Consider the following 25,815-nt stretch of genomic DNA (forward strand, 5'->3'; position numbering starts at 1 on the left):
AAGGGTCGATATGACTACAGCTCAGAACCTGCCGGTGCTGTTCCTGACCGATCCGATCGTGCTGCCGGGCATGGTCGTGCCCATCGAACTGGACGAGTCCGCGCAGGCCGCCATCGACGCCGCGCAGGCAGGCAAGACCGGCGCCGTGCTCGTGGCGCCGCGTCTGGACGAGGGCTACGCCTCCTACGGCGTGGTCGCCACCATCGAACAGATCGGCCGGATGCGCGGTGGCGCGCCCGCGGCCGTGCTCAAGGCCGAGCGCCGGGCGCGGATCGGACACGGGGTCACCGGGCCGGGTGCTGCGCTGTGGGTCGAGGCCGAACCCGTCGAGGCGCCCGCGCCCGACGAACGGACCACCGAGCTAGCGGCCGAGTACCGCAAGTTGGTGATCGCCGTCCTGCAGCGCCGCGAGGCCTGGCAGATCATCGACATCGTCAACCAGCTCGACAACCCCGAAACCATTTCCGACACCGCCGGTTACGCGCCGTACCTGTCCAACGAGCAGAAGCGCGAACTGCTGGAGACCCCCGATGTCGCGCAGCGGCTGACCAAGCAGATCGAGTGGATCAAGGCCCATATCGCCGAGGTCGAGGTCACCGAGAAGATCAGCGAAGAAGTGCGCGACGGCATGGAGAAGAGCCAGCGCGAATTCCTGCTTCGCCAGCAGCTCAACGCCATTCGCAAAGAACTAGGCGAGGACGAGCCCGACGGCGCCGACGACTACCGCACCCGCGTGGAGAACGCCGACCTGCCCGAGAACGTGCGCGCCGAGGCGCTGCGCGAGGTGGGCAGGCTCGAGCGCGCCAGCGACCAGAGCCCCGAGTCGGGCTGGATCCGCACCTGGCTCGACACCGTCCTGGACCTGCCGTGGACGGTGAAAACCGAAGACAACACCGATGTTTCGGGTGCCCGCGCCATCCTCGACGCCGATCACCACGGGCTCGACGAGGTGAAGGACCGCATGGTCGAGTACCTCGCGGTGCGCTCGCGTCGCGCGTCGCGTGGGCTCGAGGTCGTCGGCGGCCGCGGCTCGGGTGCGGTGATGGTGCTCGTCGGCCCGCCCGGTGTCGGTAAGACCTCGCTCGGCGAGTCGGTCGCGAAGGCCTTGGGCCGCAAGTTCGTTCGCGTCGCCCTCGGCGGCGTGCGCGACGAGGCCGAGATCCGTGGCCACCGCCGTACCTACGTCGGTGCCATGCCGGGCCGCATCGTCCGCGCGGTGAAGGAGGCGGGGTCGATGAATCCCGTTGTCCTGCTGGACGAGATCGACAAGGTCGGTTCCGACTTCCGCGGTGATCCGGCGGCGGCGCTGCTCGAGGTGCTCGACCCCGCGCAGAACCACACCTTCCGCGATCACTACCTGGATCTGGACCTCGACCTGTCCAATGTGCTGTTCATCGCGACCGCCAACGTCATGGACACCATCCCCGGACCGCTGCTCGACCGCATGGAACTCATCACGGTCGACGGCTACACCGAGGCCGACAAGGTGGCCATCGCGCGCGACTTCCTCGTCCCGAGGCAGCTGGAGCGCAATGCGCTGACGGCGGAAGAGGTCTCGATCACCGAAGAGGCGTTGCGGGAGGTCGCGGCGAACTACACCCGGGAGGCCGGGGTTCGCCAGATGGAGCGTTTGGTCGCGAAGGCCTTGCGCAAGGCGGCAACCCGCCTGGTGACCGGTGATGCGGAGCCGAGTAGTGGAGCGTCCACGGACAAGGCAAAGGTCGACGTTGCGACGGACGGCGAGGTTACACTCGGGTACGACCCCGAACTCGGCTACGACAATGTCATCGACATCAGCACCGGTCCGCAGCCGGCGGGCCAGGTGCAGAGCCTGGTGATCGATGTGGACAACTTGACCGACTACCTCGGCCGCCCCCGCTTCACCCCGGACTCGGTGGAACGCACCGCCGTCCCCGGTGTGGCGACGGGCCTCGCGGTGACCGGTGCCGGTGGCGATGTCCTCTACATCGAGGCCAACGCCGCCGAGGGCGAGCGGTCGCTCACCCTCACCGGCCAGCTGGGTGACGTGATGAAGGAGTCGGCGCAGATCGCCCTCACCTACGTGCGTTCGCACCTGGAGGAGATCGGGATCGAGCCGAAGGTGCTCGACCGCAATATCCACATCCACTTCCCGGCGGGCGCGGTCCCCAAGGACGGTCCGTCGGCGGGTGTCACCATGGTCACCGCCCTGGTGTCGCTGGCGCTGGACCGTCAGGTGCGCGCCGATGTGGGTATGACCGGCGAGGTCACTCTCAACGGCCGGGTCCTGCCGATCGGCGGGGTGAAGCAGAAGCTGCTCGCCGCGCAGCGGGCCGGCCTGAAGACGGTCTTCATCCCGGCCCGCAACGAACCGGACCTGGACGAGGTGCCCGCCGAGGTGCTCGAGGCCCTGGACGTGCGCCCCGTCGCCGACGTGGCCGACATCCTGGCCTACGCCATCGAGCCGATCGCCGAACCGGCCGCCGACGGTACGTTCGCCGTCAGCGCCTGATCGAAAAGGGGCCGTGCATTCGTGCGCGGCCCCTTTTCGTGCGCCGGGCTACCGGCTGACGGTCGGCGGTAGTTCGGCCATGTCCGCGGTGACGACGGTGAGCTGGTCGGTCTCGTATTCGTCCTCGTCGTCCTCGAATTCGGTGTCCTCGTCCGTTTCGGCCGTGGGGGTCAGGTCCTTCTCGACGCGGCGGGTCGTGCCCTGGGCCACGGCGCAGTGGATCGGTTCCTCGCCCTCGGTCTCGGCGTAGACGTCGCAGTGGGTGACGGCCTGGCGGCGGGTGGCGCCGAGCACGGTGGCGTGCACGCGCAGCCGCTCCCCCTTGGCCGGGCGCAGGTAGGTGATGGTGAAGCCGCCGGTGAGGACGTTGGGGCCGAGTACGGTTCCGGCGGCGAAGGTGAGTGCGTTGTCGGCTGCGTAGGCGAGCACACCGCCGTGCACGAAGCCGAACTGCTGGCCGTGCTCGGGCTGGATCTCGATCACCAATGTGGCTGCGCCGTCGCCGAATTCGGTCAGTTCGGTACCGACGAGACGAGCGAAGGGTTGCGCGGCGAGTACCTGCCGGGCCAGGTCGAGGTCGAGGGAGGTGGCTTCGGTCGGCATCGGGTGTTCCGTTCTTCGAGTGGCGGTGCTCGGTGACTATTCGGCGCCCTCGACCCGCAGGGTCGCCCAAGCGGCTGCGGCGAGTTCGGGAGCGACATCGGTTGGCGCGGTACGGATATTGCCACCAAGCCATTGGCGGCTGTATTCCTGTGCCGCCCCGAGCCACAGGGCGTAGACGAGGTCGAGTTCGAGGTCGCGCACCGTGCCGTACGCGACATGGGTCCGCCACCAGCGGCGGACCGAGGCGAAGAACTCCAGATTGCGCTCGCTCTCGCGCACACCCGGCGGTCGTGCGGCGGTGAGAACGGTTGCGCGGTACTGGTTTTCCTGCACCCAGCGCAGATGCGCGTGCACGCCCGCGACGACGCCGGTCTCGGCGTCGGCACAGTCGGCGACGGCGTCGTAGAAGTGCTGTTGATAGTCGGTGAGCGCGTTGACCCAGACCTGCCGGTACAGGTCGGCTTTGTCGGGGAAGTGGTGGTAGAGCGCGCCGACGCTGGCTTCGGCGGCGGCGCGGATGTCGTTGAGCGTGGCATCGAGGACACCGTGTTCGGCGAACTGCCGCTCCGCGGCGAGCAGCAACCGATCTCGGATCTTCATAACCAGAATTTAGTTCTGTTTTGCGCCGTGCGCAAGAGGTGGGCGCCGTCGCGGCGGTGATGCGATAGAACGGAACAGTGCCCCAGTGGCTCCTGCATGTCGATCTCGACCAGTTCCAGGCGGCGGTGGAATTCCGGCGTCGCCCCGAGCTGCGCGGACAGCCCGTCATCGTGGGCGGTGAGGGCGACCCATCCCAACCCCGCAAGGTCGTGACCTGCGCTTCCTATCCGGCCAGGGCCTTCGGCGTGCGCGCGGGGATGCCGCTGAAAGCCGCGCAGCGCAAGTGTCCCGACGGCGTGTTCCTGCCGTTGGACATGGCGACCTACGAGGCCGCCTCCGAGGAGATCATGGCCACGCTCGCCCGGGTGGCCGGTGCGGTGGAGGTGTGGGGCATGGACGAGGCCTTCGTCGCCACCGACGGTGATGCCTGGCAGCTCGCCGCCGAAATCCGTAGTGCGGTCACCGAACTCGACCTCACCTGCTCCGTCGGCATCGGGGACAACAAGCTCACCGCCAAATTGGCCACCGGCTTCGCCAAGTCCACCGGCAAAACGTCTGCCGAACCCGAACACGACGCAGGTGCCGCAGGGGGCATTTTCCAGCTCACCGCGGCGAACTGGACCGAACTCATGGGCCACCGCCCCACCGATGCGCTCTGGGGTGTCGGGGCACGCATCGCCAAACGTCTGGCCGAACTCGATATCGCCACCGTCGCCGATCTCATGGCCGCCGACCGGCAGCGCCTCGCCGCCGAATTCGGCCCCAACACCGGCCCGTACCTGTGGGTTCTCGGTCACGGCAAAGGCGACACCGAACTGACCACCACTCCGCGAATCCCGGTGGGCCGCAGCAAGTCCGAGACCTTTCCACACGACCTCACCGACCCCGAGGAGATCCGCCGCGAAGTCGCCCGCATCGCCACCGAGGTCGCCGAGGAGATGCTCGCCCATCACCGCGTGAGCACCCGCGTCTCGGTCACCGTGCGAACCAAAACCTTCTACACCCGCAGCAAGCAGCGCAAACTCCCCCAGCCGACCACCGACATCGCCACCATCGTCGACACGGCCCTTGCCGTCATCGACCGCTTCGACCTCGATCGCCCCGTCCGCCTCCTCGGCGTCCGCCTCGAACTCCTGCCCCTGGACGAGTGATCACCACGCTCTGGTGGCGGCATCGGGCGGGAGGCTCGCGCCACCGGAGCGTGGTGATCGAATGTCCAGGATTTGATTCGTCGCTGGACGGGTGGATGACTCGTATGCTCGGCTCATGAACTTCTCCGCGATGGTGGCCCGTGAGTCGGATGGTGGGATCGTGCTCGGTCGGGAGGAGGTAGGGGACGATTTCCTCGGCACCGGCGATGTGACGATCAAGATCCACTACTCGAGTGCGAACTACAAAGACCTGCTGGCGATCACGCCGCGCGGTGGGGTCGTCCGCAACTACCCGATCGTCCCCGGCATCGACCTCACCGGCGAGGTGACCGCCTCGGAGTCCGAGGACTTCGCCGTCGGTGACCAGGTGATCGCGCACGGCTACGACCTGGGTGTCTCCCGCAACGGCGGCTTCGCCGAATACACCAGGGTGCCCGCCGAATGGGTGGTGAAACTCGACGGCCTCGACACCCGCGACGCCGCGACCATCGGCACCGCGGGCTTCACCGCCGCGATGAGCGTGCAGGCCCTGCTCGACCACGGCCTCACCCCCGACGACGGCGCGGTGCTCGTCACCGGCGCCACCGGTGGTGTCGGCACCGTCGCCATCGACATCCTGTCCGGCCTGGGCTTCGAGGTGATCGCCTCGACCGGCAAGACCGACGCGGGCGATCTGCTTGCCGAACTCGGCGCCAACGAGGTGATCGGTCGGCTGCCGCTCGATCCTGAGGCCAAGCCGCGCCCGCTGAACAAGGCGAACTGGGCAGGTGCTGTCGACAGCGTCGGCGGCAAGTCCCTCGCGTTCGTCCTGAGCTCCATCGGCTACGGCGGAGCGGTCGCCGCCAGCGGTCTCACCGGTGGCACCGAACTTCCCGCCACCGTGCTGCCGTTCATCCTGCGCGGGGTGAGTCTGTTGGGGATCGACTCGGTGTTCCTGCCTATCGAGAAGCGCCGTGCTCTTTGGGCTGCGCTCGGTAAAGAGTTGCGCCCGCAGCATCTTTCGGCGATCGAGTCGTTCGCGTCGATTACCGATGTCGACGCTGTTCTGCAGTCGATCAAGGACGGCAGCCACTCCGGTCGCACGGTCATCGGGGTAGCGAACGAGTTCTGAGATATTCGCGGTCGGCGGTCGGCGGTCGGCGGTCGGTACGGCACAACCTCGGTGTTTTGTGCACCACGGAGGTATTGGGCTGTGTTTATTGGAGCGCTGGCGCGCTCGAGCGCGGCCCCTAGGGACCGCGAGTTAGCCACCGTTGCTCGCGCTTCGCGCATGCGCAACGGCGGCTAACTCGCGGCCCGGCCGCTACGCCGCTTCGCGGCGGACCCTCCTCGAGGTCGGGTCGTGCGGGGCTGGGAGTGCGGTCATGGCGGACTTAAGTGGTGCCGTGTGGCTGGGTGTGCGGTAGGTGGCGGACTCGGGTGGTTTCTGGCCGGGCGGTGCCTGGGTCAGGCGATGGCGGGGGTCATCGGGTCGTCGGCGAACTGGGTGCGGTACAGCTCGGCGTAGCGGCCGTCGGCGTTGAGGAGGTCGGCGTGGGTGCCGCGTTCGATGATGCGGCCGTCTTCCAGGACGAGAATCTGGTCCGCGGCGCGGATGGTCGAGAGGCGGTGGGCGATCACCAGGGCGGTGCGGCCGGTGAGGGCCTCGGTGAGGGCTTCCTGGACGGCGGCTTCGGAGGTGGAGTCCAGGGAGGCGGTTGCCTCGTCGAGGATCACCACGCGCGGCTGCTTGAGCAGCAGGCGGGCGATGGTGAGGCGTTGGCGTTCACCGCCGGAGAGGCGGTAGCCGCGTTCGCCGACGACGGTGTCGAGACCGTCGGTGAGCGAGTCGACCAGGTCGCCGAGGCGGGCGCGTTGCAGCGCGTCCCAGAGTTCGTCTTCGGTGGCTTCGGGGCGCGCGAGCAGCAGGTTGGCGCGGATGGTGTCGTGGAACAGGTGCCCGTCCTGGGTGACCAGGCCGACGGCGCGCTGGATCGATTCGGTGGTGAGCTCACGCACGTCGGTGCCGTTGAGCCGGACCGCGCCGGAATCGACATCGTAGAGGCGCGAAACCAGTTGGGCGATGGTCGATTTTCCCGCACCGGAGGAGCCGACGAGCGCGATCAGCTGGCCGGGTTCAGCGCGCAGCGACACATCGTGGAGCACCTCCACCCCGCCGCGCGTGTCGAGCGTCGCGACGTCCTCGAGCGAGGCGAGCGACACCTTGTCGGCCGACGGGTACCCGAAGTGCACGCCGTCCAGCTCCACCGAGACGGGGCCGTCGGGCACCGCGACGGCGCCGGGCGCGTCCTCGATCAGCGGCTTCAGGTCCAGCACCTCGAACACCCGCTCGAAGCTCACCAGCGCCGACATGATCTCGAGCCGGGCACTCGCCAGCGCGGTGAGCGGGGTGTAGAGCCTGGTCAGCAGCAGCGACAGCGCGACGACCGACCCCGCGTCGAGGCTGCCCGCCAGCGCGTACCAACCGCCGAGGCCGTAGACCAGGGCCAGCGCCAGCGCCGATACCAGCGTGAGCGAGGTGACGAACGTGGTCTGCAGCATCGCCGTACGCACCCCGATATCGCGCACCCGGGTGGCCCGGACCGCGAATTCCGCCGACTCCTGCTGCGGCCTGCCGAACAGCTTCACCAGGGTGGCGCCGGGCGCGGAGAACCGCTCGGTCATCTGGGTGCTCATGGCCGCGTTGAGCTGGGCGGCTTCGCGCTGCATCTCCGCGAGCCGATTACCCGCGCGCCTGGCCGGAATGACGAACACCGGGAGCAGCACGAGCGCCAGCAGCGTGATCTGCCAGGAGATGCTGAGCATCACCGCGAGGGTGAGCAGCAGCGTCACCAGATTGGTGATCACGCCGGACAGGGTGTCGCTGAACGCGCGCTGCGCCCCGATCACATCGGAGTTCAGCCGGCTCACCAGCGCACCGGTCCTGGTCCGGGTGAAGAACGCCACCGGCATCTTCTGCACGTGGTCGAACACGGCGGTCCGCAGATCGAGGATCAGCCCCTCGCCGATCCGCGCCGACAACCATCGGATCACCAGCCCGAGCCCCGCGTCGACGATCGCCAACCCCGCGATGGCGAGCGCCAGAATCACCACCGTGCGCGGCGCCGACCCATTCACGATGTCGTTGACCACCTTGCCCGCCAGCACCGGCGTCGCGACACCGAGCACGGCAGCGACCACGCTGAGCAGCAGGAACGCCGAAATCCGGCGCCGATGTGCCTGCGCGAACAGCAGGATCCGGCGCGCGGTGGCCATGCTGAACGGCCGCTCCTCCTCCGGCGCGTTCATCCGCCGATACATCTGGCTGTAGGCCACGGACTCGATACTCATGTGTGCTCTCCCTCGGCTCCCCGCCCAGTCAACTCCTGCCCACCGACAGTAGAACCTCAAGTTAGGTTGAGAGCAAGCCGAAATTCGGCACCACACACCTGGACCGGAGGTGGCAGTAACTGCATGGTGCCGAGTGCAGGGGCCTGCGGGGGTGACCCGCTGCCCCTTCTGCAGGCTGACCGGCCGGTCCTTGCTGAGGCTGGCCTCCCCGGTCGGCTGCGGCGGCACGGCCGGAGGTGGTCGACCCGAGTAGTGCCGAATGGCCCGGCGTGCGTCCGGGTGGGCGCCCGGGCCGAGGCAACTACCGGGAATAGGCTGGACGAGTGACGAATCGCGTGGATGCGGAGCGGGCGGCCGATGCTTTGCGAGCGCGGGTCGGCTGTGTGGTCGATGTGTCCTCGCGCAGACTGGCCGAGTACTCCTCCGACGCCTCCAACTATCGCGTCCGGCCCACCATGGTCGTGTTCCCGCGCGGCGACGACGATGTGGCGGCGACGCTCGAATTCGCGCGCGATAACGGCCTGTCCGTGACCCCGCGCGGGGCGGGCACTTCCGTCGCCGGAAACGCGATCGGCCCCGGGATCGTCGTCGACTTCAGCCGCCATATGAATGCCGTGCGTGCGGTCGACGTGGAGTCCGCAACCGCACGGGTCCAACCGGGTCTCGTACTCTCCGACCTCCAAGCCCACCTGCGCCCGCACGGCCTGCGTTTCGGTCCCGATCCCTCCACCCAGGACCGCTGCACCCTCGGCGGCATGATCGGCAACAACGCCTGCGGCCCCCACGCCCTGGCCTGGGGCCGAACCTCCGACACGGTGCGTGAACTGCGCATTCTCGACGGAACGGCCACCGAGCGGCGCTTCGGCACCGGCCCTTCCACGCTTGCGCGGTCGCACGCCGACGGCCGATTGCTGGACAGCGGCCTCCGAACATCCGGGCTTTCCGCAATACCGGGCCTGGCCGAATTCACCCGCGACAACCTCGCGGTGCTGCGGACAGAACTCGGCCGGTTCGACAGGCAGGCGTCGGGATACAGCCTGGAACACCTCTTACCGGAACGAGGTTCGTCGATAGCGAAGGCCTTCGTCGGCTCGGAAGGAACGTGCGGCTTGCTGCTCGAGGCCGAAGTCGAGCTGGCCCCCCTGCCGGGCGCGACAGTCCTCACCGTGCTCGGCTACCCCGATATCGCCTCGGCCGCAGACGATATCGCGGCCGTCATGCAGTGCGCACCGATCGCGGTGGAGGGAATCGATGCCGGTCTGGTCGACGTCGTGCGCACCCACCGCGGCACGGTCCCCGACCTCCCACGCGGCCGCGGCTGGCTGTTCGTCGAAACCGCCGGCGCCACACCCGCCGAAGCCCTGGCGGTAGCCCGGCAACTCGTCAGGGAAGCCCACGCCGACGACCACCGCATCGTCACGGATGCTGCTGAGACGAAAGCACTCTGGCGCATCCGGGCCGACGGTGCGGGCCTCGCCGGCCGCTCCCCCGACGGCAAGCCGGCCTGGCCTGGTTGGGAGGACGCCGCTGTCCCGCCGGAGAACCTCGGCACCTATCTGCGCGAATTCGCTTCGCTCACCGACAAATACGGTGTGACAGGTCTCCTCTACGGCCACCTCGGCGACGGCTGCATCCACGTCCGCCTCGACTTCCCCATCACCGACGCCCCACAGCGCTTCCGCTCCTTCCTCTTCGACGCGGCGCATCTGGTTGTGCGCCACGGTGGTTCACTGTCCGGCGAACACGGTGACGGACGCGCCAGATCCGAACTGCTCGAGGTCATGTACTCACCGGCCGTACGCACGGCCTTCGCCAGCTTCAAATCCCTGTTCGACCCGGACGACATCCTGAACCCGGGCGTGCTGGTCGCCCCGCGCCCTGTCGACACCGACCTGCGCGTAGCCGGTCTGAGCCCGGTCCGCGCCCATGGCTTCGCTCTCCACAGCGACAAGGGTGATTTATCCACAGCTGTGCACAGGTGTGTAGGAATCGGCAAGTGCCGAGCCGACACCGGCGCATCGGGCGGCTTCATGTGCCCGTCGTACTTGGCGACCGGCGACGAGAAGGACACCACACGTGGCCGCGCGCGGGTCCTCCAGGAAGTGGTCCGTGGGGAACTGGACTGGCGCGCAAAGGAAGTCGAGGAATCCCTCGACCTGTGCCTATCGTGCAAAGCCTGCTCCTCGGACTGCCCGGCAGGCGTCGACATGGCCACCTACAAGTCCGAGACCCTCTACCGCCGCTACCGCCGCCGCCTTCGCCCTGTGGATCACTATGTGCTCGGCCAACTCCCGCGCTGGCTCGCCCTGGCTCAACGTGCCCCACGCCTGGTCAACACCCTCGCCGCCGCGACCGTCCTGCGCCGAATCGGAATGCGCCTGTCTCGCATAGACACTCGCCGCGAGATGCCGACGCTGGCACCGAAGTCGTTCCGCCGAATATGGTCGACGCTGGGCGGAAACCAGCGCACCGATCCACTGTCGCGCGCGTTCTCCCCCTTCGCGCAGCTCGCGATCGGCCGGGAGCCCGGCACTCAGCCGGGTGAGCGCGGCACCGTCATGCTCTGGATCGACACCTTCACCGACACCTTCGACCCCGAAAACGCCCTCGCCGCAACCGAACTCCTCGAACGGCTCGGCTACCGGGTCGTCGTCCCCGCCACCCGGGTCTGCTGCGGTCTCACCTGGATCAGCACCGGCCAGCTCGACGGCGCCCGCGCCCGCCTGCGCGCCACCGTCGACGCGCTCGCCGCGCACGTGGCCGAGGGCGGCAAGGTGGTCGGGCTGGAACCCTCCTGCACCGCCACCCTGCGCGCCGACCTCCCCGAGCTCCTCCCCGACGACCCACGCGCCGCCCGGGTGGCCGCGTCGGTCCGCACGCTCGCCGAATTCCTCCTCGAGCACCCCGACTGGCGCCCGCCCGCCCGGGCCGACACGGTCGTCGTCCAGCCGCACTGTCACCAGCATGCCGTCGGTGGCTTCACCGCCGAACGGACCATCCTCGCGGCGATGGGCGTGACGGTCCGGGAACTGGCCGGTTGCTGCGGGCTCGCCGGAAACTTCGGCATGCAGCACGGCCACTACGATCTCTCCGTAGCGGTCGCGAACAATGCTCTGCTTCCGGCGCTGGAAACGCTGGCACCGGACGCGATCTTCCTGGCCGACGGCTTCTCCTGCCGCACCCAGGCCGCCCAGCTGGCCCGCAGACCCGGCCTGCATCTGGCCAGGTACCTGCTGGAACGGTGAGCAGGCTCAGCTGCCGAAGGGCAGGGTGCCCGGCGGGATCTGATACCCGGAGCTGCCTGCGAAGATATTGCCCCATGCGGCGAGCAGCCAGTTGAGCGCGTCCGTGATCATCCGTTGCCTCCTGTGACGAGGGGATGCCGACTGTTTGCCGACGAGGGTTTCATCGTCGCGAATGCGGTCGGTATTACGAAATGGCGTCGCCGGGGGAGAAGGGCGCACAATGGGTCGGTGCGTGACCAGACCCTGAACCCGGACCTGGCCGGGCTGTCGCGGACGGTCCGGTCGAGCAGGCCCTTCGACGTGGGGCTCACGGTGGCGCCCCTGCGCCGGGGAATGGGCGATCCCTGCCATCGCACCGACCCGGACGGCTCGCACTGGCATGCCTCGCGCCTACCGAGCGGCCCGGTCACCTACCGGCTCACCCAGGACGGTCGTGACGGCGTGCACGCGCGCGCTTGGGGCCCCGGTGCCGAGGAGTTCCTCAGCGGCCTGGACCGCATGCTGTGCCTCGAGGAGAACGTCGAGGATTTCGCCCCCGAGCATCCCAAGCTGGTCGAGGCGCACCGCCGCGTCCCCGGCCTGCGGATGCTGCGCACCGGCCTGGTGCTCGAATCGCTGATCCCGGCGATTCTCGAACAGAAGGTGCACACCAAGTCCTCGTTCGCGGCGTACCGCACGCTGGTGCGCGAGTTCGGCACCAAGGCCCCCGGGCCGGGTGACCTGATGATCGCGCCGGACGCCGACACCTGGCGGCGGATCCCGTCGTGGAAATTCCATCGCGCCAATGTGGGCCCACAGCGCGCGCAGACGATCGTGCGCGCCGCCCGCGTGGCCGACGCCATCGAACGCACCGCCCGCCTCGACCCGCGGGAAGCGGCGACCCGGCTGCGCAGCATCCCGGGCATCGGCGTGTGGACCGTCGCCGAGACCGCACAGCGCGCGTTCGGTGACGCCGACGCCCTCTCCGTCGGCGACTACCACCTGGCCGCCACGGTCGGCTGGAGCCTGCTCGGGCGCCCCATCGACGACGACGCCATGGTCGCCTACCTGGAACCTCTTCGCCCACACCGGTATCGGGCCGTGCGTCTGCTCATGCTCAGCGGCCAGGCCCACAAACCGAAATTCGGCCCACGCACCCCGATCACCGATCACCGCGACCGCTGATCGATCGGTCCCAATTCACTGCACGGAACCCAAGGGAGAGTGCAGGATTCCCCACAGCGCGAATCGAAGGAGCACGGCTGTGGCCACTGCATCTAACCGAACTCCGGCGGCGTCTACGCTGCCGCGCCGTCAACTCGGCCGCCATCTGCGTGAATGGCGGACCAAGGCGGGCCTGACCATCGCCGAGGCGGCCAAACGCATGGAATGGGGCGCGAGCACCCTGCAACGCCTGGAAAAGGGCCACGCCGACCGCATCCGCACCATCGATATCAACGAACTCTGCCGCATCTACGGCGTCCCGCGCGAGGTGACCGACGGGCTGGCCGGCCTGGCTCAGCAGGCCGCCGTCAAGAGTTGGTGGCACGCGTACGGCGATCTCATTCCCGAGAACTTCGACATCTACATCGGATTGGAGGCCTCCGCCCGCACCCTGCGCACTTATCAATCCGAGCTCGTCCCCGGTCTGCTGCAGACCGCGGACTATGTGCGCACACTGAATCAGCTTGCCTGCCCGAAAGATTCACCCGCCGAACTCGAACGGCGCGTATCGCTGCGCATGCAACGCCAGACCCTGATCGGGCGCGAACACGAACCGGCCGAACTCGATGTCGTTGTGCACGAGTCGGTCTTGCATCGCGTCGTCGGTAATGCCAAAGTGATGGCTGCGCAGTTGCGCCATCTTGCCGATTTCGGTACCCGGGGCAATGTCGCACTGCGTATTCTGCCGTTTGCCGCCGGTGTTCCACTCGGAGTCTCCACCGGACCTTTCACGGTTCTCGAGTTCGGCACCGATGGCAGCGGTAAACCGGTCGAACCACCGGTGGTGTACGCCGAAGGCTTTACCGGCGACCTCTACCTGGAACGACGCACGGATGTCACACGGTACGACCGGGCTCACGAGTGCCTCCGGCGCCATGCGCTGGATTGTCAACCGAGTAGAGACCTGCTCCGGCGGGTCGCGAAGGAGTATGTGGCATGAGTTTCGATCTCGTCGACGCACACTGGTTCAAGAGCACCCGCAGCAGCGCGAACAAAGATTGCGTGGAAGTTGCCTTTCTGTTCGGCGGTCACGTCGGCGTGCGTGACAGCAAGAATCCGGCCGGGCCCGCGCTGGTCTTCGACGGACCGAGCTGGGACGCCTTCACCCGCAGCATCGACACCGGGGTACTGGCGTGAACACCAAGCGCGATATCGATCTCACCGGGGCCACCTGGCAGCGCGCCGGCGACGGTGACGACGCGAGCGTCGAGGTGGCAATGCTCGACGAGGGCAACGTAGCCCTGCGTGACGGCAAGAACCCCGACGGCCCGGTGCTCATCTTCACCCCGAGCGAATGGGCGGCGTTCACGGCGGGCGTGCACGACGGTGAGTTCGACCGCCCGTAACGTTTGCCGAATGCCCCCGGTGGGTAATCCTTCTTCATGGACCGAGGGTTGAAGAAAACTGCACCCCGGTACCGGAGGCTGGCGCCTGAGGACGGGGTGGAACGCCTGATCGTGATCCTGCTTTTCGCGGTATCGGCGATCGGAATCTACACACTCACCGGATCGTTGCTCGCGGCGCTGTTCATCGGATTACTGGTCGGATCGGTAGCGGTAGGGACCGTGGCTGTCTTGTAACGGACAGCCACGGCCTCACCGCCGGAACAATTTATTGCCGAGCCAGACAATCGGATCGTATTTACGGTCGACCACCCGTTCCTTGAGCGGAATCAACGCATTGTCGGTGATCTTGATGTGTTCCGGGCACACCTCGGTGCAGCATTTGGTGATATTGCAATAGCCGAGACCCGCGTCCTCCTGGGCGAGTTCACGCCGGTCGGCGGTGTCGAGCGGATGCATCTCCAGTTCCGCGATGCGCATCAGGTAGCGCGGCCCGGCGAATTCCTGCTTGTTCTCCTCGTGGTCGCGCACCACGTGACAGGTGTTCTGGCACAGGAAACACTCGATGCACTTGCGGAACTCCTGCGAGCGTTCCACGTCGACCTGCTTCATCCGGTACTCGCCCGGCGCGAGGTCCGGCGGCGCGAAAGACGGTATCTCCCTGGCCTTCTCGTAGTTGAACGACACGTCGGTGACGAGATCCTTGACCACCGGGAAGGTGCGCATCGGGGTGACCGTGATGACCTCGTCGGGAGCGAACGTCGACATGCGGGTCATGCACAGCAGCCGTGGCCGCCCGTTCACCTCCGCCGAACACGAACCGCACTTGCCCGCCTTGCAATTCCAGCGCACCGCCAGATCGGGGGTCTGGGTGGCCTGCAGGCGGTGGATGATGTCGAGCACCACCTCGCCCTCGTTCACCGCGACTGTGTAGTCCTGCAGGTCGCCGCCGTCGATGTCACCGCGCCAGACCCGGAAACGAGCGTCGTATCCCATGGTCACGCCTTTCCTTCGGCCGCCGGGTGGGCCGCCAATTCTTGCTCGGTGTAGTACTTTTCGAGCTCGGAGAATTCGAACAGGGCCAGCAGGTCCTCGCGCATGGGAGTCTGTTCCTTGCGGGTGACGGTGACGCCGGGCACCAGTCCGCCCGAGCGCGCCGGATCCAGCGCGCAGACCAGCAGCGAATTGCGCCAGGTCGGATCCATGCCCGGGTGGTCGTCCCGGGTGTGTCCACCTCGGCTCTCGGTACGCAACAGCGCCGCCTGGGCAACGCATTCGCTCACCAGCAGCATGTTGGCCAGGTCGAGCGCCAGGTGCCAGCCGGGATTGAAGTGCCGGTCGCCGACCACGGTGACCCGCGCGTACCGGGCCCGCAGGTCGGCCAGTTTGTCGATGGCCTCGCGCACCTCGTGTTCCTTGCGGATGATGCCGACGAGGTCGTTCATCGTCTCCTGCAGCTCGGCGTGCAGGGTATAGGGGTTTTCGCCTGCGCCGTCCGTCGGCGGATCGAACGGTGCGAGAGCGGTTTTCGACGCGGACTCGATATCGGCGTCGCTCGGTGCGGGGCGCTCGGTCAGCCCGCCGACGTAGGCCGCGGCGCCGAGGCCGGCCCTTCTGCCGAACACCAGCAGATCCGACAGGGAATTCCCGCCCAGCCGATTGGAACCGTGCATGCCGCCGGAACACTCACCGGCAGCGAACAATCCGGGCACCACGGCCGCGCCGGTGTCGGGATCGACCTCGATGCCACCCATCACGTAGTGGCAGGTGGGCCCCACCTCCATCGGTTCGGCGGTGATGTCCACATCGGCCAGCTCCTTGAACTGGTGATGCATCGACGGCAACCGCCGCACGATCTCCTCGGCGGGCATCCGGGACGCGATATCCAGGTACACCCCGCCGTGTTCGGTGCCGCGACCCGCCTTCACCTCCTCGTTGATCGCGCGTGCCACTTCGTCGCGGGGGAGCAGGTCGGGGGTGCGGCGCGCGGAGTCGTTGTCGCGCAACCACTGATCGGCCTCGTCCTCGGTCTCGGCGTACTGGCCCTTGAACACCGGCGGGATGTAGTCGAACATGAACCGCTTGCCCTCGGAGTTCTTCAGCACGCCACCGTCGCCGCGCACCCCCTCGGTGACGAGGATTCCCTTCACACTCGGCGGCCACACCATGCCGGTCGGATGGAATTGCAGGAACTCCATATTGATCAGTGTGGCGCCCGCGCGCAGCGCGAGGGCGTGCCCGTCGCCGGTGTACTCCCAGGAGTTCGAGGTGACCTTGTAGGACTTGCCGATACCGCCGGTCGCGAGCACCACCGCCGGCGCCCGGAACAGCACGAATCGCCCCGACTCACGGTAGTAGCCGAACGCGCCGGCGATCTTTCCGTCCTCGGTGAGCAGCTCGGTGATCGTGCACTCGGCGAAGACCTTGATCCGCGCCTCGTAATCGCCGGTCGCCGTGTAGTCCTCCTGCTGCAGCGACACGATCTTCTGCTGCATGGTCCGGATCAGTTCCAGCCCCGTCCGGTCACCCACATGCGCCAGACGCGGGTAGGTGTGGCCGCCGAAGTTGCGCTGGGAGATGCGTCCGTCGGGCGTTCGATCGAACAGCGCCCCATAGGTTTCCAGCTCCCACACCCGGTCGGCTGCCTCGCGGGCGTGCAGTTCGGCCATCCGCCAGTTGTTGAGGAACTTGCCGCCGCGCATCGTGTCCTTGAAGTGGGTCTGCCAGTTGTCCTTCTCGTTGGCATTGCCCATCGAGGCCGCGCACCCGCCCTCGGCCATCACGGTGTGTGCCTTGCCGAACAGCGACTTACACACCACCGCCACCGAAAAGCCTTGCTCGCGTGCCTCGATCACGGCTCGCAGACCCGCGCCGCCCGCCCCGATCACCACGACGTCGTAGTCGTGCCGTTCCACCTCTGGCATCGAAATGAAGCTCCTCGCGTTGTCGCGGTTCAGTTCACGAACCGCAGATCCGAAATGGTCTGGCTCGCCACCAACATCACGTAGAAGTCGGTGAGGACGAGGGTGCCGAGCGTGGTCCAGGCCAGCGCCATGTGGCGGGTGTTGAGTTTGGACACCTGGGTCCAGAACCAGTACCGCACCGGGTGAGCCGAGAAATGCTTGAGCCTGCCGCCCGCGATGTGCCTGCACGAATGGCACGACAGCGTGTACGCCCACAGCAGGATGACGTTCACCAGCAACACCACATTGCCCAGGCCGAAGCCGAAACCGCCACCACTGCCGTGGAACGCCGACAGCGCGTCGTAGGTGTTGATCAGTGAAACGACCAGCGCCACATAGAAGAAGTAGCGGTGCGCGTTCTGGATGATGAGCGGCAGACGTGTCTCGCCGCTGTAGCGTGCGTGCGGTTCGGCCACCGCGCACGCAGGCGGCGACATCCACATCGACCGGTAGTAGGCCTTGCGGTAGTAGTAGCAGGTGAGCCGGAACCCGAGCAGGAACGGCAGCACCACGAACCCGAGCGGAATCCACATCGGCAGCTCGGGAAACGGCGTACCGAAATGGCTCGAACCCGGCACGCACGAATCGCTGAGGCAGGGGGAGTAGAACGGCGTCAGGTAGTGGTACTCCGGCACCCAATAGGCCGTGCGCACAAACGATCTGACCGTCGCGTAGGCGATGAAGGCGGTCAGGCCGAGGGTGGTGAGCAGCGGCGGCAGCCACCAGCGGTCGGTGCGCAACGTGCGCGCGGCGATACGGGCCCTTGTTCGGCTGAAGACGCCGGTCCCCGCGGCGGGGGTGGTGGTCGGTGCGGCACTCACGGTCGATGCCTCGCTGCTCTGCAGGTGTGCGGCGGCAATCATTCCCCACCGCTGTGGACTGTGATGTGGAGCACCATACGCCTGTGTTCCGGCCGCTCGAGTCGGGTCGCACGCACTCACCTATCTCGCATGGCGGTGATCTCCATCACAGCGTTGCGCCTGTGAAGGCGCGTCATGCCCGTGCAACAAACGTGTGGTGCCCTATGGCCATGAGAAGAGCCGCGATCGTGGCGCCGGTCCGCACCCCGAGCGGGGTGGAGGGCGGGGCGTTGTCGGGAATGCCCGCCGAGTGGCTGGCGACGACGGTCCTTTCGGCGGTGATCGAACGCTCCGGCATCGACCCGCTGCGCATCGAGGACGTCGCCATGGCCTGCGTCGACGGCGGTCTGGCGAACGTGCCCGCCGTCGGCGCGCTGGCCGCCCGGGGCGCCGGACTGCCGTTCGCGGTGCCCGGCTTTCTCACCGACCGGCACGGCGGCAGTGGGCTGCAGGCCGTGATCACCGCCGCCATGATGGTGCAGACCGGCGCCGCCGACGTGGTGGTGGCCGGGGGAGTGGAATGCGTGACCACCCCGGCCGGACTACCCGGTGGCGTCGAGGGCCTGCACAATGCCGAGCGGCTGGCGGGCTACTACGGGATCGATCGCACCGCGGCCGACGAGTTCGCCGTGGCCAGCCATCGCAAAGCCGCGCGCGCCTGGCGCCAGGGCGCGTTCGGTGCGGAGGTGGTTCCGGTGGATGTCGGCCCGGGACACGGTGGGCACCAGATCGGCCGCGACGAAGGCGTGCGCGACGACCTGTCCACGCACACCCTGGCCGGCCTGCGGCCCCTGCTGCCCGACGGCGTGGTGACGGTGGGAAACATGAGCAGCCACCGCCTCGGTGCGTCGGCCTGCCTGGTCGTCGCCGAGGACCGGCTCACCTCGCTCGGCCTGACCCCGATGGCCTTCCTCGCGGGCTGGGCCGCCGCGGGCTGTGACACCTCGGGTCCCGCGCTCGGCGCCGCACCGGCTGTCGCCAAACTGCTCGGCCGCACCGGTCACACACTCGACGATGTCGATCTGCTCGAGATCAACGAGGGCTACGCGGTGGAGGTGCTGGCCCTGGCCACCGCCTGGGAACTCGACCCGCTCGACCGCCTCAATGTGAACGGCTCCGACATCGCCCTCGGTCACCCGGTCGGCGCCACCGGCCTGCGGATCATGACCACCATGCTGCACGAATTGGGCCGCACCGGTGGGCGATTCGGGCTCGAGGCCATCGCCCTCGGCCACGACCACGGCATCGCCGCGCTGTTCGAATCAGCCGAATCCGACGAGCCGGTGGAGACCCCACGCGGCGCCCGCTTCCACGGTGTCCGCGGCACTCGGCGATTGGGTAGACACCGCGCCTGACGGTCGGCCGGGGCCAGTCGCCACCGTGCGAGCGAGCCACAGGCCGCAGGGTGCACCGCGGACAGGGATCGGCGCGGCAACCCGGAGGCTGCCGCGCCGAGGTCGTGCTCCTACTTGGTTCTCGGCCGCGAGTGGAAGCCGAGGCCCTCGTCCTGCGCACCCATCCAGGCCGCCTCGTCGGACTTGCTGTCGGGAACATAGATCGGTTCCGCCCGGCGCGGTACGGCCAGTTCCGGCGGGGGCGCCTGCTCGAAGTCCTCGGCGTCGATGACGAGCCGCTCGAGGTCGTTCTCCAACCGGCGCACGGTGGCCGCGTCGCCGTAGTTGGAGCGCAGTGCGCCGATCGATTGCCGGAGTTGGCCGACCGCGTAGCGCAGTTCCGCGATATCGCTGCGTGTCATCGTTACCTCCTGGGTATATGGCGGGCATACCGACTCGCCGGATCACGGGCACGCCCGAAAAGCTCCCGGGCCGCACTGCACCGAGCCGTGTGACTCACCACACAACGTGATCTCCACCACAGTAACTGATCTTTTCGGTTTACGCCCGAAGTTGCTGGGGATTCGGCGGTTGCCGTCGGATAACTGTTGGATGTCAGCCCGCGATGGCGTAGCGGTTGTGAATGCTCACACCCGAGCGCTCCACCAGCGCGGCGATGGCGTGGGCCACCTCCTCGGCGTGTTCGAGAATCACGCTGTGACCGGCACCTTCGATCCGCACCAGCTCGGCACCGGCCAGTTCCGAGGCCAGCGCGATCGAATGCGTGAACGGCACCATCAGGTCGGCGGACCCGGCGAGCACCAGCGCGGGCAGGTCGCCGAAGCGGCGCAGGGTGTGCGCCTCGTCGAAAGTGAGCAGCGAGTTCAGGAAGCCCGCCATGGTGAGCAGAGCGGTCTCGTTGAGGATCGCCGTGGCGATCGCCGTCGTGCGGGTGCGCTCCCGGCCCTCGCGGATCAGCGGCCCGAACACCCAGCGTGACAGGCGCTTCGAGGCCTGCATCACCCGTGGCGCGTGGACCACCGCACGCTGCAGGGAGGCGACGGCGTGCCGGTTGAGCAGTCTGCCGAGCCCCAGCTCGGTGAGCCCGCCCGCCGCGCCCGCGATGAGGCCGACGCCGGTGACCCGCGTACCGATGGTCTCCGGGTACAGCCGGGCGTAGGCGAGCAGCACCATCGCGCCCATCGAGTGCCCGACCAGCACCACCGGGCCGGCCGGTGCGATCGTGCGCAGCACCGCGTCGAGGTCGGCGGCGAGCTGGTCGATGGTGTAGGTGTCGTGGTGGGCGTGGCCGGATTCGCCGTGGCCGCGGTGGTCGTAGAAGACCATCTTGGTGTCGGAGCTCCAGCGGGTGTGCAGCTGTTCGCGCAGGCGGGCCCACGATTCGGTGTGCAGGCAGTGGCCGTGCACGAAGACGACGGTCATTGGCGCATCGGGGGAGCCGTAGGTGCGGGTGGCGATCGGCGTGCCGTCGTCGGCGACGACGGTGCAGCGGCGGGCCTCGGCCGTTGTGGTGTCCATGGGCTGGGCCTCCTGGTCGACTGCGTGCGCGGGCTGTGGTGGTGTTTCGACCTAGGTAGCCCTGGCGTTAACCGGGCATGCCTCGCGTTATTCAGCCGATGCGCAAAAGACTCCGGCGTGGCCGTTCTTGTGATCGCAGGAAGCTCTAAAGGAATCTAGGGTTTCATCCAGAAACCCGAAGACGAGTGTCGAGAGGGCCTTCGTCAGCAACTTATATCGATATCTAGCAAAATAGCTATAGAGCTGAATACTTCTATACGCTGCGCAGATAGCGCCCGAAATGCGGAACCGTGAAGCCGATCGTCCCGCGCTCGGCGGAGTAGATCAGGCCCTTCTTGATGAGCCCGTCGCGGGCAGGGGAGACCGAGGCGGGCTTACGGCCCAGCTCGGCGGCGACCGCGGCCGTGGCGACCGGGCCGTCGTCCCCGGCCAGATCGGCCATCGCCCGCATGTACTCGCGCTCCGCGGGGGTCGCGCGTTCGTAGCGCGAACCGAAGAAGCCGACGGCGAGTTCCTCCTCGGCGGCGGGGGAGGCCACGGCCACGTCCTCGGCCGTGATCGGGCTCTCGGGCGCCTGGTCCCAGGCCGCCTTCCCGTACGCCTGCACGAAATACGGGTAACCGTCGGCCCTTTGGTACAGCGAATCGAGCGCCTCGGAGGTGAACTTCACCTCCTCACGCTCGGCCGGCGCGATGAGCGCCTGATCCGCCGACTCGCGGTCGAGCCGATCGATGCGGTGATAGCTGAACAGACGCTCGGAATAGCTCTTCGACGCCGACAGCACCGCGGGCAGGTGCGGCAGACCCGCACCGACCACGATCAACGGCGCGGCATCCTGGCTCAATTCATGGCAGGCGCCGCAGATCGCCGACACATCGGCGGGCCCCAGATCTTGCATCTCGTCGATGAATATGCCGATGCCCACGCCGATCGCGGCGGCGAGCGCCGCGGCCTCCTTGAACAACTCGATCAGATCGATCTCGATATCGCCGGAATCGGCCCGGCCGGTCACCGCGGGCACATCGATACCGGGCTGCCAGCGTTCCCGCATGCCCTTGTCGGCGGTGGCGCGCAACGCGAAAGCCTTGAGGATGCCGAGGAAATCGTCGACCTGTTCCGGATTGCGATGCGCCATCGCGACCGCGCGCACCGCCATGTGCAGCGCCGAGGACAGCGGCCTGCGCAGATCCTGATCGGGCCGTGCCTCGATCTTGCCAGTACCCCAACCGCGCGACACCGCGGCCGACCGAAGCTGATTGAGCAGCACGGTTTTTCCCACTCCACGCAGCCCGGTGAGCATCACGCTGCGCTCCGGCCGCCCGCGCGCTACCCGTTCCAGGACGATGTCGAAGGCGGCGAGTTGCTTGTCGCGCCCGGCCAATTCGGGCGGACGCTGACCGGCGCCAGGAGCATAGGGATTGCGCACGGGGTCCATGCCTGGCAACCGTAGCGCGTGTGCACGGCAGAATCTCGGTAACTCTGTGCCGTGTCCTAGATACTGCTAGCGAACCCGAGAAAGAACGGAGCCCGATGTTCGAGGAGCCAAGCTCGGAGCAACCATCGCGAGACGAGGACGCCACGTCACCGGTCTACCTGACGCCCGCCCAGATCGTCGCCGGCTGGCGGGTGCCACCCGGCGCGCACCGAGCCGACACCATCAAGCGTGGCGTGCTGGCCGCCCTCGCGGCGGGAACCGGCGACATGAACCCCGTGGAGGCCGTCGCCCACATCGCCATCGGTCCGGTCGTCGCGGCGCTGGGCCGCCTCGAGGCCGACCTCGCCGATGCCCGCAGCCGCATCGCCGAACTCGAACAGGCGCTGCGTGACCGCGACGGGCAGTGACATCGAGAGACCGCGCGACATCGGGAGACCGGACCGTTATCCCTCTCGACACGCCGTGGCAGCGCGCTGAACAGGGCTTTGGCGGCAGCGGGAAAACAACTTGCGGGCACCGCTGGACACCGTGGATCACAGGCCGTAATCTTCTCGTGACTTAGTGGAGTCTGTCGCTTCGTCAGAGAAGCGGCGCCACGGGTCACCGCCGAATAGTCGTGTTTCCCAAGCGAACACGACAGCGCGGCGGGTGAGCAGCAAGATCGGAGACTCGTCTCGGTGGGTAAACACAGCTTGCAGCGGGATTCTCGTCTGCCGAATTCCGTCAAGGGTGCACTCGTCATGGGTGCGGTGGCCGCCACAACCGGTGCGATGCCAGCGATTTCGCAGGCCGCCACGATCAACATTCCGGGCCTCGGCAATTTCGATCTGCCGCCCGAGCTCGAGCAGCCCGCCCAGCAGGTGGAAAAGCAGCTGCAGTCCATGGTCGCCCCGCAGGGCCAGGCCGCGCCGCAGCTGCCGAGCGTGCAGTTCGACAACCCCTTCGAGCAGCAGCAGCAGTCGGCGGGCAACATCGCCCTCGACGCCGCGCGCAGCAAGCTCGGTGCCTCCTACAACTGGGGCGCCGCGGGCCCGTCGAGCTTCGACTGCTCCGGTCTCGTGCAGTGGGCCTACCGCCAGGCCGGTGTCGAGCTGCCCCGCACCAGCTTCGAGCAGTCCCACGTGGGTGCGCCCGTATCCTTCGACAACCTGCAGGCCGGTGACATCGTCATCACCAACGGTGGCGGCCACGTCGGCATCTACGCGGGCAACGGCCAGCTGTTGAACGCCGTGCAGTCGGGCACCCCGGTGTCCTACACCCAGCTCTCCGCCGACGACGTCGTAACGGCACGCCGTATCGTCTAAGGGGTGTCCCCAGCGGAACAACGATCACCCGACCAGGCCCGCGTCGATGCGTGGACCTGGTCGGTTCGTCTGTTCAAGACCCGGTCGGCGGCGGCCGATGCCTGCCGCGCCGGGCACGTGCGCGTCAACGGGGTGACGGTGAAACCGGCCCAGCCGGTGCGTCGAGGTGACGAGATCAGGATCCGGCATGCCGGGACCGAACGCATCGTCGTGGTCGAGCAGATCATCCACAAGCGCGTCGGCCCACCCGTGGCCGCCCAGTGCCTGATCGACCGCAGTCCACCGCCCCCACCGAAGGAAGTCCTGGCCACCTTGCCGCGCCGCGATCGTGGTGCGGGCAGGCCGACGAAACGCGAACGCCGCGAGACGGACCGGCTGATGGGACGCATCGACTGATAGCCCGGTATTCGCTGGATGTGGATGCGGAATCACTGCGGTGGTCGGTCGTCGCCGCCATCGCCTACGGTGGCACTCATGGGTGAGCACAGAGCTATGTTGACGACGCTTCTCACCTGTGGTGTCGCCGCGATCGCCTCGGGCCCACGGCTGCTGTGGCCGCGCGGCGCCGACACCCGCTTCCTCGCCGCACTCGAGCAGGCGCCGCTGCCACCGGCCCGGCACACCGTCTCGCTCGCCGCGCTCACCCAGGCCGATTTGTCGGCACCGACCGCGGCGGTCGTCGAGGGCACCCGGACGTTGCGCTGCACCCCACTCACCATGTCGGCCTTCCTGATCCGCCACCCCGAGGCCACCTTCCTGGTCGACCCCGCCCTCTGTGCCGGTGTGCACCAGCGGGTGCTGCCCGAACTCGCCTTCCCCATCGCGCACGTGGTCGCCCTCGACGACCCCGTGCGCGGCCTGAGCGAGGCACTCGCCGACCACGGACTCACCGGCGCCGACATCGACTTCGTGCTACCGACCCACCTGCACTGGGATCACGTCTCCGGGCTCTACGAGTTGCCCGGCTGGGTGCCGATCCGCGTGCCGGGAGCCGAATACCGCTGGGCCATGGGCGATTCCGGTGCCCCGTTCGCCGTGGCGCGTGGCCCGCTGCGTGGACGGGTGTTCGACCTGTACGACCTCGACGGCCCACCGGTACTCACCTTCCGTCGCAGCCACGACCTGTTCGGCGACGGTTCGGTCCTCATCGTCGACCTGGTCGGCCACACGCCCGGCAGCGTCGGTGTACTCCTGGCCGTGGACGACGGCAGCCGTGTGCTGCTGGCGGGCGACGCGGTGTGGAGCAGGCGGCAGATCGAACTGATCCGCGAAAAGGCGCCGATCCCCGGCGATTTCGTCGACCACGACCGCACCGCCGCGTTCGAGACCATCCACCGCCTGCACGCCCTGCCGCCGGAGATCGAAGTGATCCCCGCCCACGACCGCGCCGCCGTCAACGCCCGCGTCGCCGCATCCTGACCGCGCGAGCAGGTCAACGGGCCGCGAGTCCTTCGGCGACGCTGGAATACCTGGGCTGCCAACCCAATTCCGCGTGCGCGAGTTCGCTGGATATCCGCATCGACGTATCACCCATCAGCGCGGCGATATAGGGCACACCGAGCCGGATCAGCCACAGCGGCAACCGGATCGGTCGCGGCGCCTGCTTGCTGTGCCGCACCAGACGGAAGAACTCACCCCAGGTGATCGGGGTGTCGTCGGCCAGGTTGTAGGCGCGACCGGCGACCCCGCGTTCCAGCGCGGCCACCGTCGCGGCGGCGGCGTCCTCGGTGTGCAGCCAGCTGTTCACCCCGCCCTCTCCGCGCGGCCCCACCGGCTGATGCTTGCGCATCATGTCGCCGAAGAGGTCGCTGAACGCGCCCGGACCGTAGAACAGCCCGTAGCGCAACGCGATCGCCTCGAGGCCGGGCGCCGCGAACGCCTGCTCCTCCGCCGACACGCACGCCCGCACGACTTCGTCGGCCACGCCGCCGTCGTACACGCCGAACGTGTCGCGTTCGGTGAGCGGAACCGTGCCGTGGTCGCGGTAGCCGTAGCCGAGGATCAGCGACTGGGTGAGAAAGCGCCGCGCGCCGACCAGCTCGGCCGCCTCGAGCAGATGGGCGGAACCGACCGTGCGCAACAGGCCGGTCGGATCGTCGGCGGGGATGCGGCGCTGGGGCTTGGCATCGCGCAGCGCGGTGGCCTGATGGATCACCGCGTCGGCGCGCAGACCGTCCAGCGCGCGCAGCAGTGCGTCGCGGTCGAGGACATCGGCGGTGACGGGCTCGGCACCTAGTTCGCGAACCAGCCCGTGGTTGGCCGGGTTGCGCACGATGGCGGTGACAGCGTGCCCGTGGGCGGTGAGTGCGCGGATCAGAGGGCGCCCGATGGCACCGGTCGCCCCGGCGAGCAGAACCTGCATGATCGTTCCTTCCGGTGAGTTAGTTCCTTGCTTCCTGGACGGGCCGCGGCGT

At 68.0% G+C, this 25,815-nt stretch carries 23 protein-coding genes and 1 pseudogene; 14 read left to right on the plus strand and 10 right to left on the minus strand.

The genetic code is table 11. From position 1 onward, the window contains the following. Positions 1 to 10: 10 nt before the first annotated feature. Positions 11 to 2,491: an endopeptidase La gene (gene lon, locus AB0F86_RS17265; RefSeq protein WP_356985426.1), complete on the plus strand. Its 2,481-nt coding sequence runs from the start codon at positions 11 to 13 to the stop codon at positions 2,489 to 2,491. Between the two features lie 195 nt (positions 2,492 to 2,686). On the opposite strand, the pseudogene AB0F86_RS17270 reads toward lon, so the two are convergent. Together AB0F86_RS17270 and AB0F86_RS17275 are read right to left on the minus strand one after the other, a co-directional pair. Then, positions 2,687 to 3,094: pseudogene (locus tag AB0F86_RS17270) on the minus strand (PaaI family thioesterase); the annotation flags it as partial. A 36-nt stretch (positions 3,095 to 3,130) separates the two neighbouring features. Further along, positions 3,131 to 3,694, minus strand: coding sequence for a TetR/AcrR family transcriptional regulator (locus AB0F86_RS17275; protein ID WP_181698572.1), 564 nt, complete (start codon positions 3,692 to 3,694; stop codon positions 3,131 to 3,133). A 77-nt stretch (positions 3,695 to 3,771) separates the two neighbouring features. Between AB0F86_RS17275 and AB0F86_RS17280 the strand changes: the two genes are divergently transcribed. Continuing rightward, the gene (locus AB0F86_RS17280; RefSeq protein ID WP_356985427.1) at positions 3,772 to 4,845 is read left to right on the plus strand and encodes a DNA polymerase IV; all 1,074 of its coding nucleotides are present in this window, start codon (positions 3,772 to 3,774) and stop codon (positions 4,843 to 4,845) included. A 115-nt stretch (positions 4,846 to 4,960) separates the two neighbouring features. After that, on the plus strand, positions 4,961 to 5,956 hold the full coding sequence (locus tag AB0F86_RS17285) for an acryloyl-CoA reductase (protein ID WP_356985428.1): 996 nt from the start codon (positions 4,961 to 4,963) through the stop codon (positions 5,954 to 5,956). Positions 5,957 to 6,291: 335 nt separating this feature from the next. Here AB0F86_RS17285 and AB0F86_RS17290 read toward each other — a convergent pair whose 3' ends face one another. Next, entirely contained in the window at positions 6,292 to 8,175 is a 1,884-nt protein-coding gene (locus AB0F86_RS17290; RefSeq protein ID WP_356985429.1) for an ABC transporter ATP-binding protein, read from the minus strand. A gap of 323 nt (positions 8,176 to 8,498) precedes the next feature. Between AB0F86_RS17290 and AB0F86_RS17295 the strand changes: the two genes are divergently transcribed. The 6 genes from AB0F86_RS17295 to AB0F86_RS17320 all read left to right on the plus strand — a co-directional run bounded on the left by AB0F86_RS17295 (position 8,499) and on the right by AB0F86_RS17320 (position 14,203). Continuing rightward, positions 8,499 to 11,420: an FAD-binding and (Fe-S)-binding domain-containing protein gene (locus AB0F86_RS17295; protein WP_356985430.1), complete on the plus strand. Its 2,922-nt coding sequence runs from the start codon at positions 8,499 to 8,501 to the stop codon at positions 11,418 to 11,420. 228 nt (positions 11,421 to 11,648) lie between these two features. After that, positions 11,649 to 12,584 (plus strand): DNA-3-methyladenine glycosylase 2 family protein, encoded by a 936-nt coding sequence (locus tag AB0F86_RS17300; RefSeq protein ID WP_181698577.1) that lies wholly within the window; start codon positions 11,649 to 11,651, stop codon positions 12,582 to 12,584. 79 nt (positions 12,585 to 12,663) lie between these two features. Continuing rightward, positions 12,664 to 13,563 carry a helix-turn-helix transcriptional regulator gene (locus AB0F86_RS17305; RefSeq protein ID WP_356985431.1) on the plus strand — a complete coding sequence of 300 codons (900 nt, stop codon included), beginning with the start codon at positions 12,664 to 12,666 and terminating at the stop codon, positions 13,561 to 13,563. Continuing rightward, the gene (locus AB0F86_RS17310; RefSeq protein ID WP_067497279.1) at positions 13,560 to 13,760 is read left to right on the plus strand and encodes a DUF397 domain-containing protein; all 201 of its coding nucleotides are present in this window, start codon (positions 13,560 to 13,562) and stop codon (positions 13,758 to 13,760) included. The genes AB0F86_RS17305 and AB0F86_RS17310 overlap by 4 nt, the downstream gene beginning before the upstream one ends. Continuing rightward, positions 13,757 to 13,969, plus strand: coding sequence for a DUF397 domain-containing protein (locus AB0F86_RS17315; protein ID WP_067497277.1), 213 nt, complete (start codon positions 13,757 to 13,759; stop codon positions 13,967 to 13,969). The genes AB0F86_RS17310 and AB0F86_RS17315 overlap by 4 nt, the downstream gene beginning before the upstream one ends. Before the next feature lie 96 nt (positions 13,970 to 14,065). Continuing rightward, positions 14,066 to 14,203: a hypothetical protein gene (locus AB0F86_RS17320; RefSeq protein ID WP_243749793.1), complete on the plus strand. Its 138-nt coding sequence runs from the start codon at positions 14,066 to 14,068 to the stop codon at positions 14,201 to 14,203. A 15-nt stretch (positions 14,204 to 14,218) separates the two neighbouring features. Here AB0F86_RS17320 and AB0F86_RS17325 read toward each other — a convergent pair whose 3' ends face one another. The 3 genes from AB0F86_RS17325 to AB0F86_RS17335 are packed head-to-tail and all read right to left on the minus strand — an operon-like array spanning position 14,219 to position 17,750. Beyond that, on the minus strand, positions 14,219 to 14,962 hold the full coding sequence (locus tag AB0F86_RS17325; RefSeq protein WP_181698580.1) for a succinate dehydrogenase/fumarate reductase iron-sulfur subunit: 744 nt from the start codon (positions 14,960 to 14,962) through the stop codon (positions 14,219 to 14,221). 2 nt (positions 14,963 to 14,964) lie between these two features. Continuing rightward, on the minus strand, positions 14,965 to 16,890 hold the full coding sequence (locus AB0F86_RS17330) for a fumarate reductase/succinate dehydrogenase flavoprotein subunit (protein ID WP_356985432.1): 1,926 nt from the start codon (positions 16,888 to 16,890) through the stop codon (positions 14,965 to 14,967). 29 nt (positions 16,891 to 16,919) lie between these two features. Continuing rightward, positions 16,920 to 17,750 carry a hypothetical protein gene (locus tag AB0F86_RS17335; protein ID WP_356985547.1) on the minus strand — a complete coding sequence of 277 codons (831 nt, stop codon included), beginning with the start codon at positions 17,748 to 17,750 and terminating at the stop codon, positions 16,920 to 16,922. Positions 17,751 to 17,959: 209 nt separating this feature from the next. Here AB0F86_RS17335 and AB0F86_RS17340 point away from each other — a divergent pair, with 209 nt between their 5' ends. Continuing rightward, the gene (locus AB0F86_RS17340) at positions 17,960 to 19,144 is read left to right on the plus strand and encodes an acetyl-CoA acetyltransferase (RefSeq protein ID WP_356985433.1); all 1,185 of its coding nucleotides are present in this window, start codon (positions 17,960 to 17,962) and stop codon (positions 19,142 to 19,144) included. 110 nt (positions 19,145 to 19,254) lie between these two features. Here the strand turns inward: AB0F86_RS17340 and AB0F86_RS17345 are convergent, their stop codons facing one another. From AB0F86_RS17345 to AB0F86_RS17355, 3 genes are all read right to left on the minus strand, one after another. Next, a complete protein-coding gene (locus AB0F86_RS17345; protein WP_067497270.1) occupies positions 19,255 to 19,545 on the minus strand; it encodes a hypothetical protein in 291 nt (96 codons plus the stop codon). A gap of 193 nt (positions 19,546 to 19,738) precedes the next feature. Continuing rightward, positions 19,739 to 20,662 carry an alpha/beta hydrolase gene (locus AB0F86_RS17350; RefSeq protein WP_181698583.1) on the minus strand — a complete coding sequence of 308 codons (924 nt, stop codon included), beginning with the start codon at positions 20,660 to 20,662 and terminating at the stop codon, positions 19,739 to 19,741. A gap of 253 nt (positions 20,663 to 20,915) precedes the next feature. After that, positions 20,916 to 22,097, minus strand: coding sequence for an AAA family ATPase (locus AB0F86_RS17355; RefSeq protein ID WP_067497266.1), 1,182 nt, complete (start codon positions 22,095 to 22,097; stop codon positions 20,916 to 20,918). Positions 22,098 to 22,192: 95 nt separating this feature from the next. Between AB0F86_RS17355 and AB0F86_RS17360 the strand changes: the two genes are divergently transcribed. The 4 genes from AB0F86_RS17360 to AB0F86_RS17375 all read left to right on the plus strand — a co-directional run bounded on the left by AB0F86_RS17360 (position 22,193) and on the right by AB0F86_RS17375 (position 24,820). Beyond that, the gene (locus AB0F86_RS17360; RefSeq protein WP_225281597.1) at positions 22,193 to 22,504 is read left to right on the plus strand and encodes a hypothetical protein; all 312 of its coding nucleotides are present in this window, start codon (positions 22,193 to 22,195) and stop codon (positions 22,502 to 22,504) included. 333 nt (positions 22,505 to 22,837) lie between these two features. Further along, positions 22,838 to 23,401: a C40 family peptidase gene (locus AB0F86_RS17365; protein ID WP_067497265.1), complete on the plus strand. Its 564-nt coding sequence runs from the start codon at positions 22,838 to 22,840 to the stop codon at positions 23,399 to 23,401. A gap of 3 nt (positions 23,402 to 23,404) precedes the next feature. Continuing rightward, positions 23,405 to 23,797 carry an RNA-binding S4 domain-containing protein gene (locus AB0F86_RS17370; protein WP_225281596.1) on the plus strand — a complete coding sequence of 131 codons (393 nt, stop codon included), beginning with the start codon at positions 23,405 to 23,407 and terminating at the stop codon, positions 23,795 to 23,797. A 96-nt stretch (positions 23,798 to 23,893) separates the two neighbouring features. Beyond that, positions 23,894 to 24,820 carry an MBL fold metallo-hydrolase gene (locus tag AB0F86_RS17375; protein ID WP_356985434.1) on the plus strand — a complete coding sequence of 309 codons (927 nt, stop codon included), beginning with the start codon at positions 23,894 to 23,896 and terminating at the stop codon, positions 24,818 to 24,820. Positions 24,821 to 24,833: 13 nt separating this feature from the next. On the opposite strand, the gene AB0F86_RS17380 is transcribed toward AB0F86_RS17375, so the two are convergent. After that, positions 24,834 to 25,763: an NAD(P)-dependent oxidoreductase gene (locus AB0F86_RS17380; RefSeq protein WP_225281594.1), complete on the minus strand. Its 930-nt coding sequence runs from the start codon at positions 25,761 to 25,763 to the stop codon at positions 24,834 to 24,836. Between the last annotated feature and the right edge of the window lie 52 nt (positions 25,764 to 25,815).

Source organism: Nocardia sp. NPDC023733, assembly GCF_040639775.1.
GTDB classification, from domain to species: Bacteria; Actinomycetota; Actinomycetes; order Mycobacteriales; family Mycobacteriaceae; genus Nocardia; species Nocardia rosealba.

What these genes read in the sequence shown, in the direction of transcription:
- lon (WP_356985426.1), top strand. Translation starts at nt 11, where the DNA reads ATGACTACAGCTCAGAACCTGCCGGTGCTGTTCCTGACCGATCCGATC.
- AB0F86_RS17275 (WP_181698572.1), bottom strand. Translation starts at nt 3,694, where the DNA reads ATGAAGATCCGAGATCGGTTGCTGCTCGCCGCGGAGCGGCAGTTCGCC.
- AB0F86_RS17285 (WP_356985428.1), top strand. Translation starts at nt 4,961, where the DNA reads ATGAACTTCTCCGCGATGGTGGCCCGTGAGTCGGATGGTGGGATCGTG.
- AB0F86_RS17290 (WP_356985429.1), bottom strand. Translation starts at nt 8,175, where the DNA reads ATGAGTATCGAGTCCGTGGCCTACAGCCAGATGTATCGGCGGATGAAC.
- AB0F86_RS17310 (WP_067497279.1), top strand. Translation starts at nt 13,560, where the DNA reads ATGAGTTTCGATCTCGTCGACGCACACTGGTTCAAGAGCACCCGCAGC.
- AB0F86_RS17325 (WP_181698580.1), bottom strand. Translation starts at nt 14,962, where the DNA reads ATGGGATACGACGCTCGTTTCCGGGTCTGGCGCGGTGACATCGACGGC.
- AB0F86_RS17330 (WP_356985432.1), bottom strand. Translation starts at nt 16,890, where the DNA reads ATGCCAGAGGTGGAACGGCACGACTACGACGTCGTGGTGATCGGGGCG.
- AB0F86_RS17340 (WP_356985433.1), top strand. Translation starts at nt 17,960, where the DNA reads ATGAGAAGAGCCGCGATCGTGGCGCCGGTCCGCACCCCGAGCGGGGTG.
- AB0F86_RS17345 (WP_067497270.1), bottom strand. Translation starts at nt 19,545, where the DNA reads ATGACACGCAGCGATATCGCGGAACTGCGCTACGCGGTCGGCCAACTC.
- AB0F86_RS17350 (WP_181698583.1), bottom strand. Translation starts at nt 20,662, where the DNA reads ATGGACACCACAACGGCCGAGGCCCGCCGCTGCACCGTCGTCGCCGAC.
- AB0F86_RS17355 (WP_067497266.1), bottom strand. Translation starts at nt 22,097, where the DNA reads ATGGACCCCGTGCGCAATCCCTATGCTCCTGGCGCCGGTCAGCGTCCG.
- AB0F86_RS17360 (WP_225281597.1), top strand. Translation starts at nt 22,193, where the DNA reads ATGTTCGAGGAGCCAAGCTCGGAGCAACCATCGCGAGACGAGGACGCC.
- AB0F86_RS17365 (WP_067497265.1), top strand. Translation starts at nt 22,838, where the DNA reads ATGGGTGCGGTGGCCGCCACAACCGGTGCGATGCCAGCGATTTCGCAG.
- AB0F86_RS17375 (WP_356985434.1), top strand. Translation starts at nt 23,894, where the DNA reads ATGTTGACGACGCTTCTCACCTGTGGTGTCGCCGCGATCGCCTCGGGC.
- AB0F86_RS17380 (WP_225281594.1), bottom strand. Translation starts at nt 25,763, where the DNA reads ATGCAGGTTCTGCTCGCCGGGGCGACCGGTGCCATCGGGCGCCCTCTG.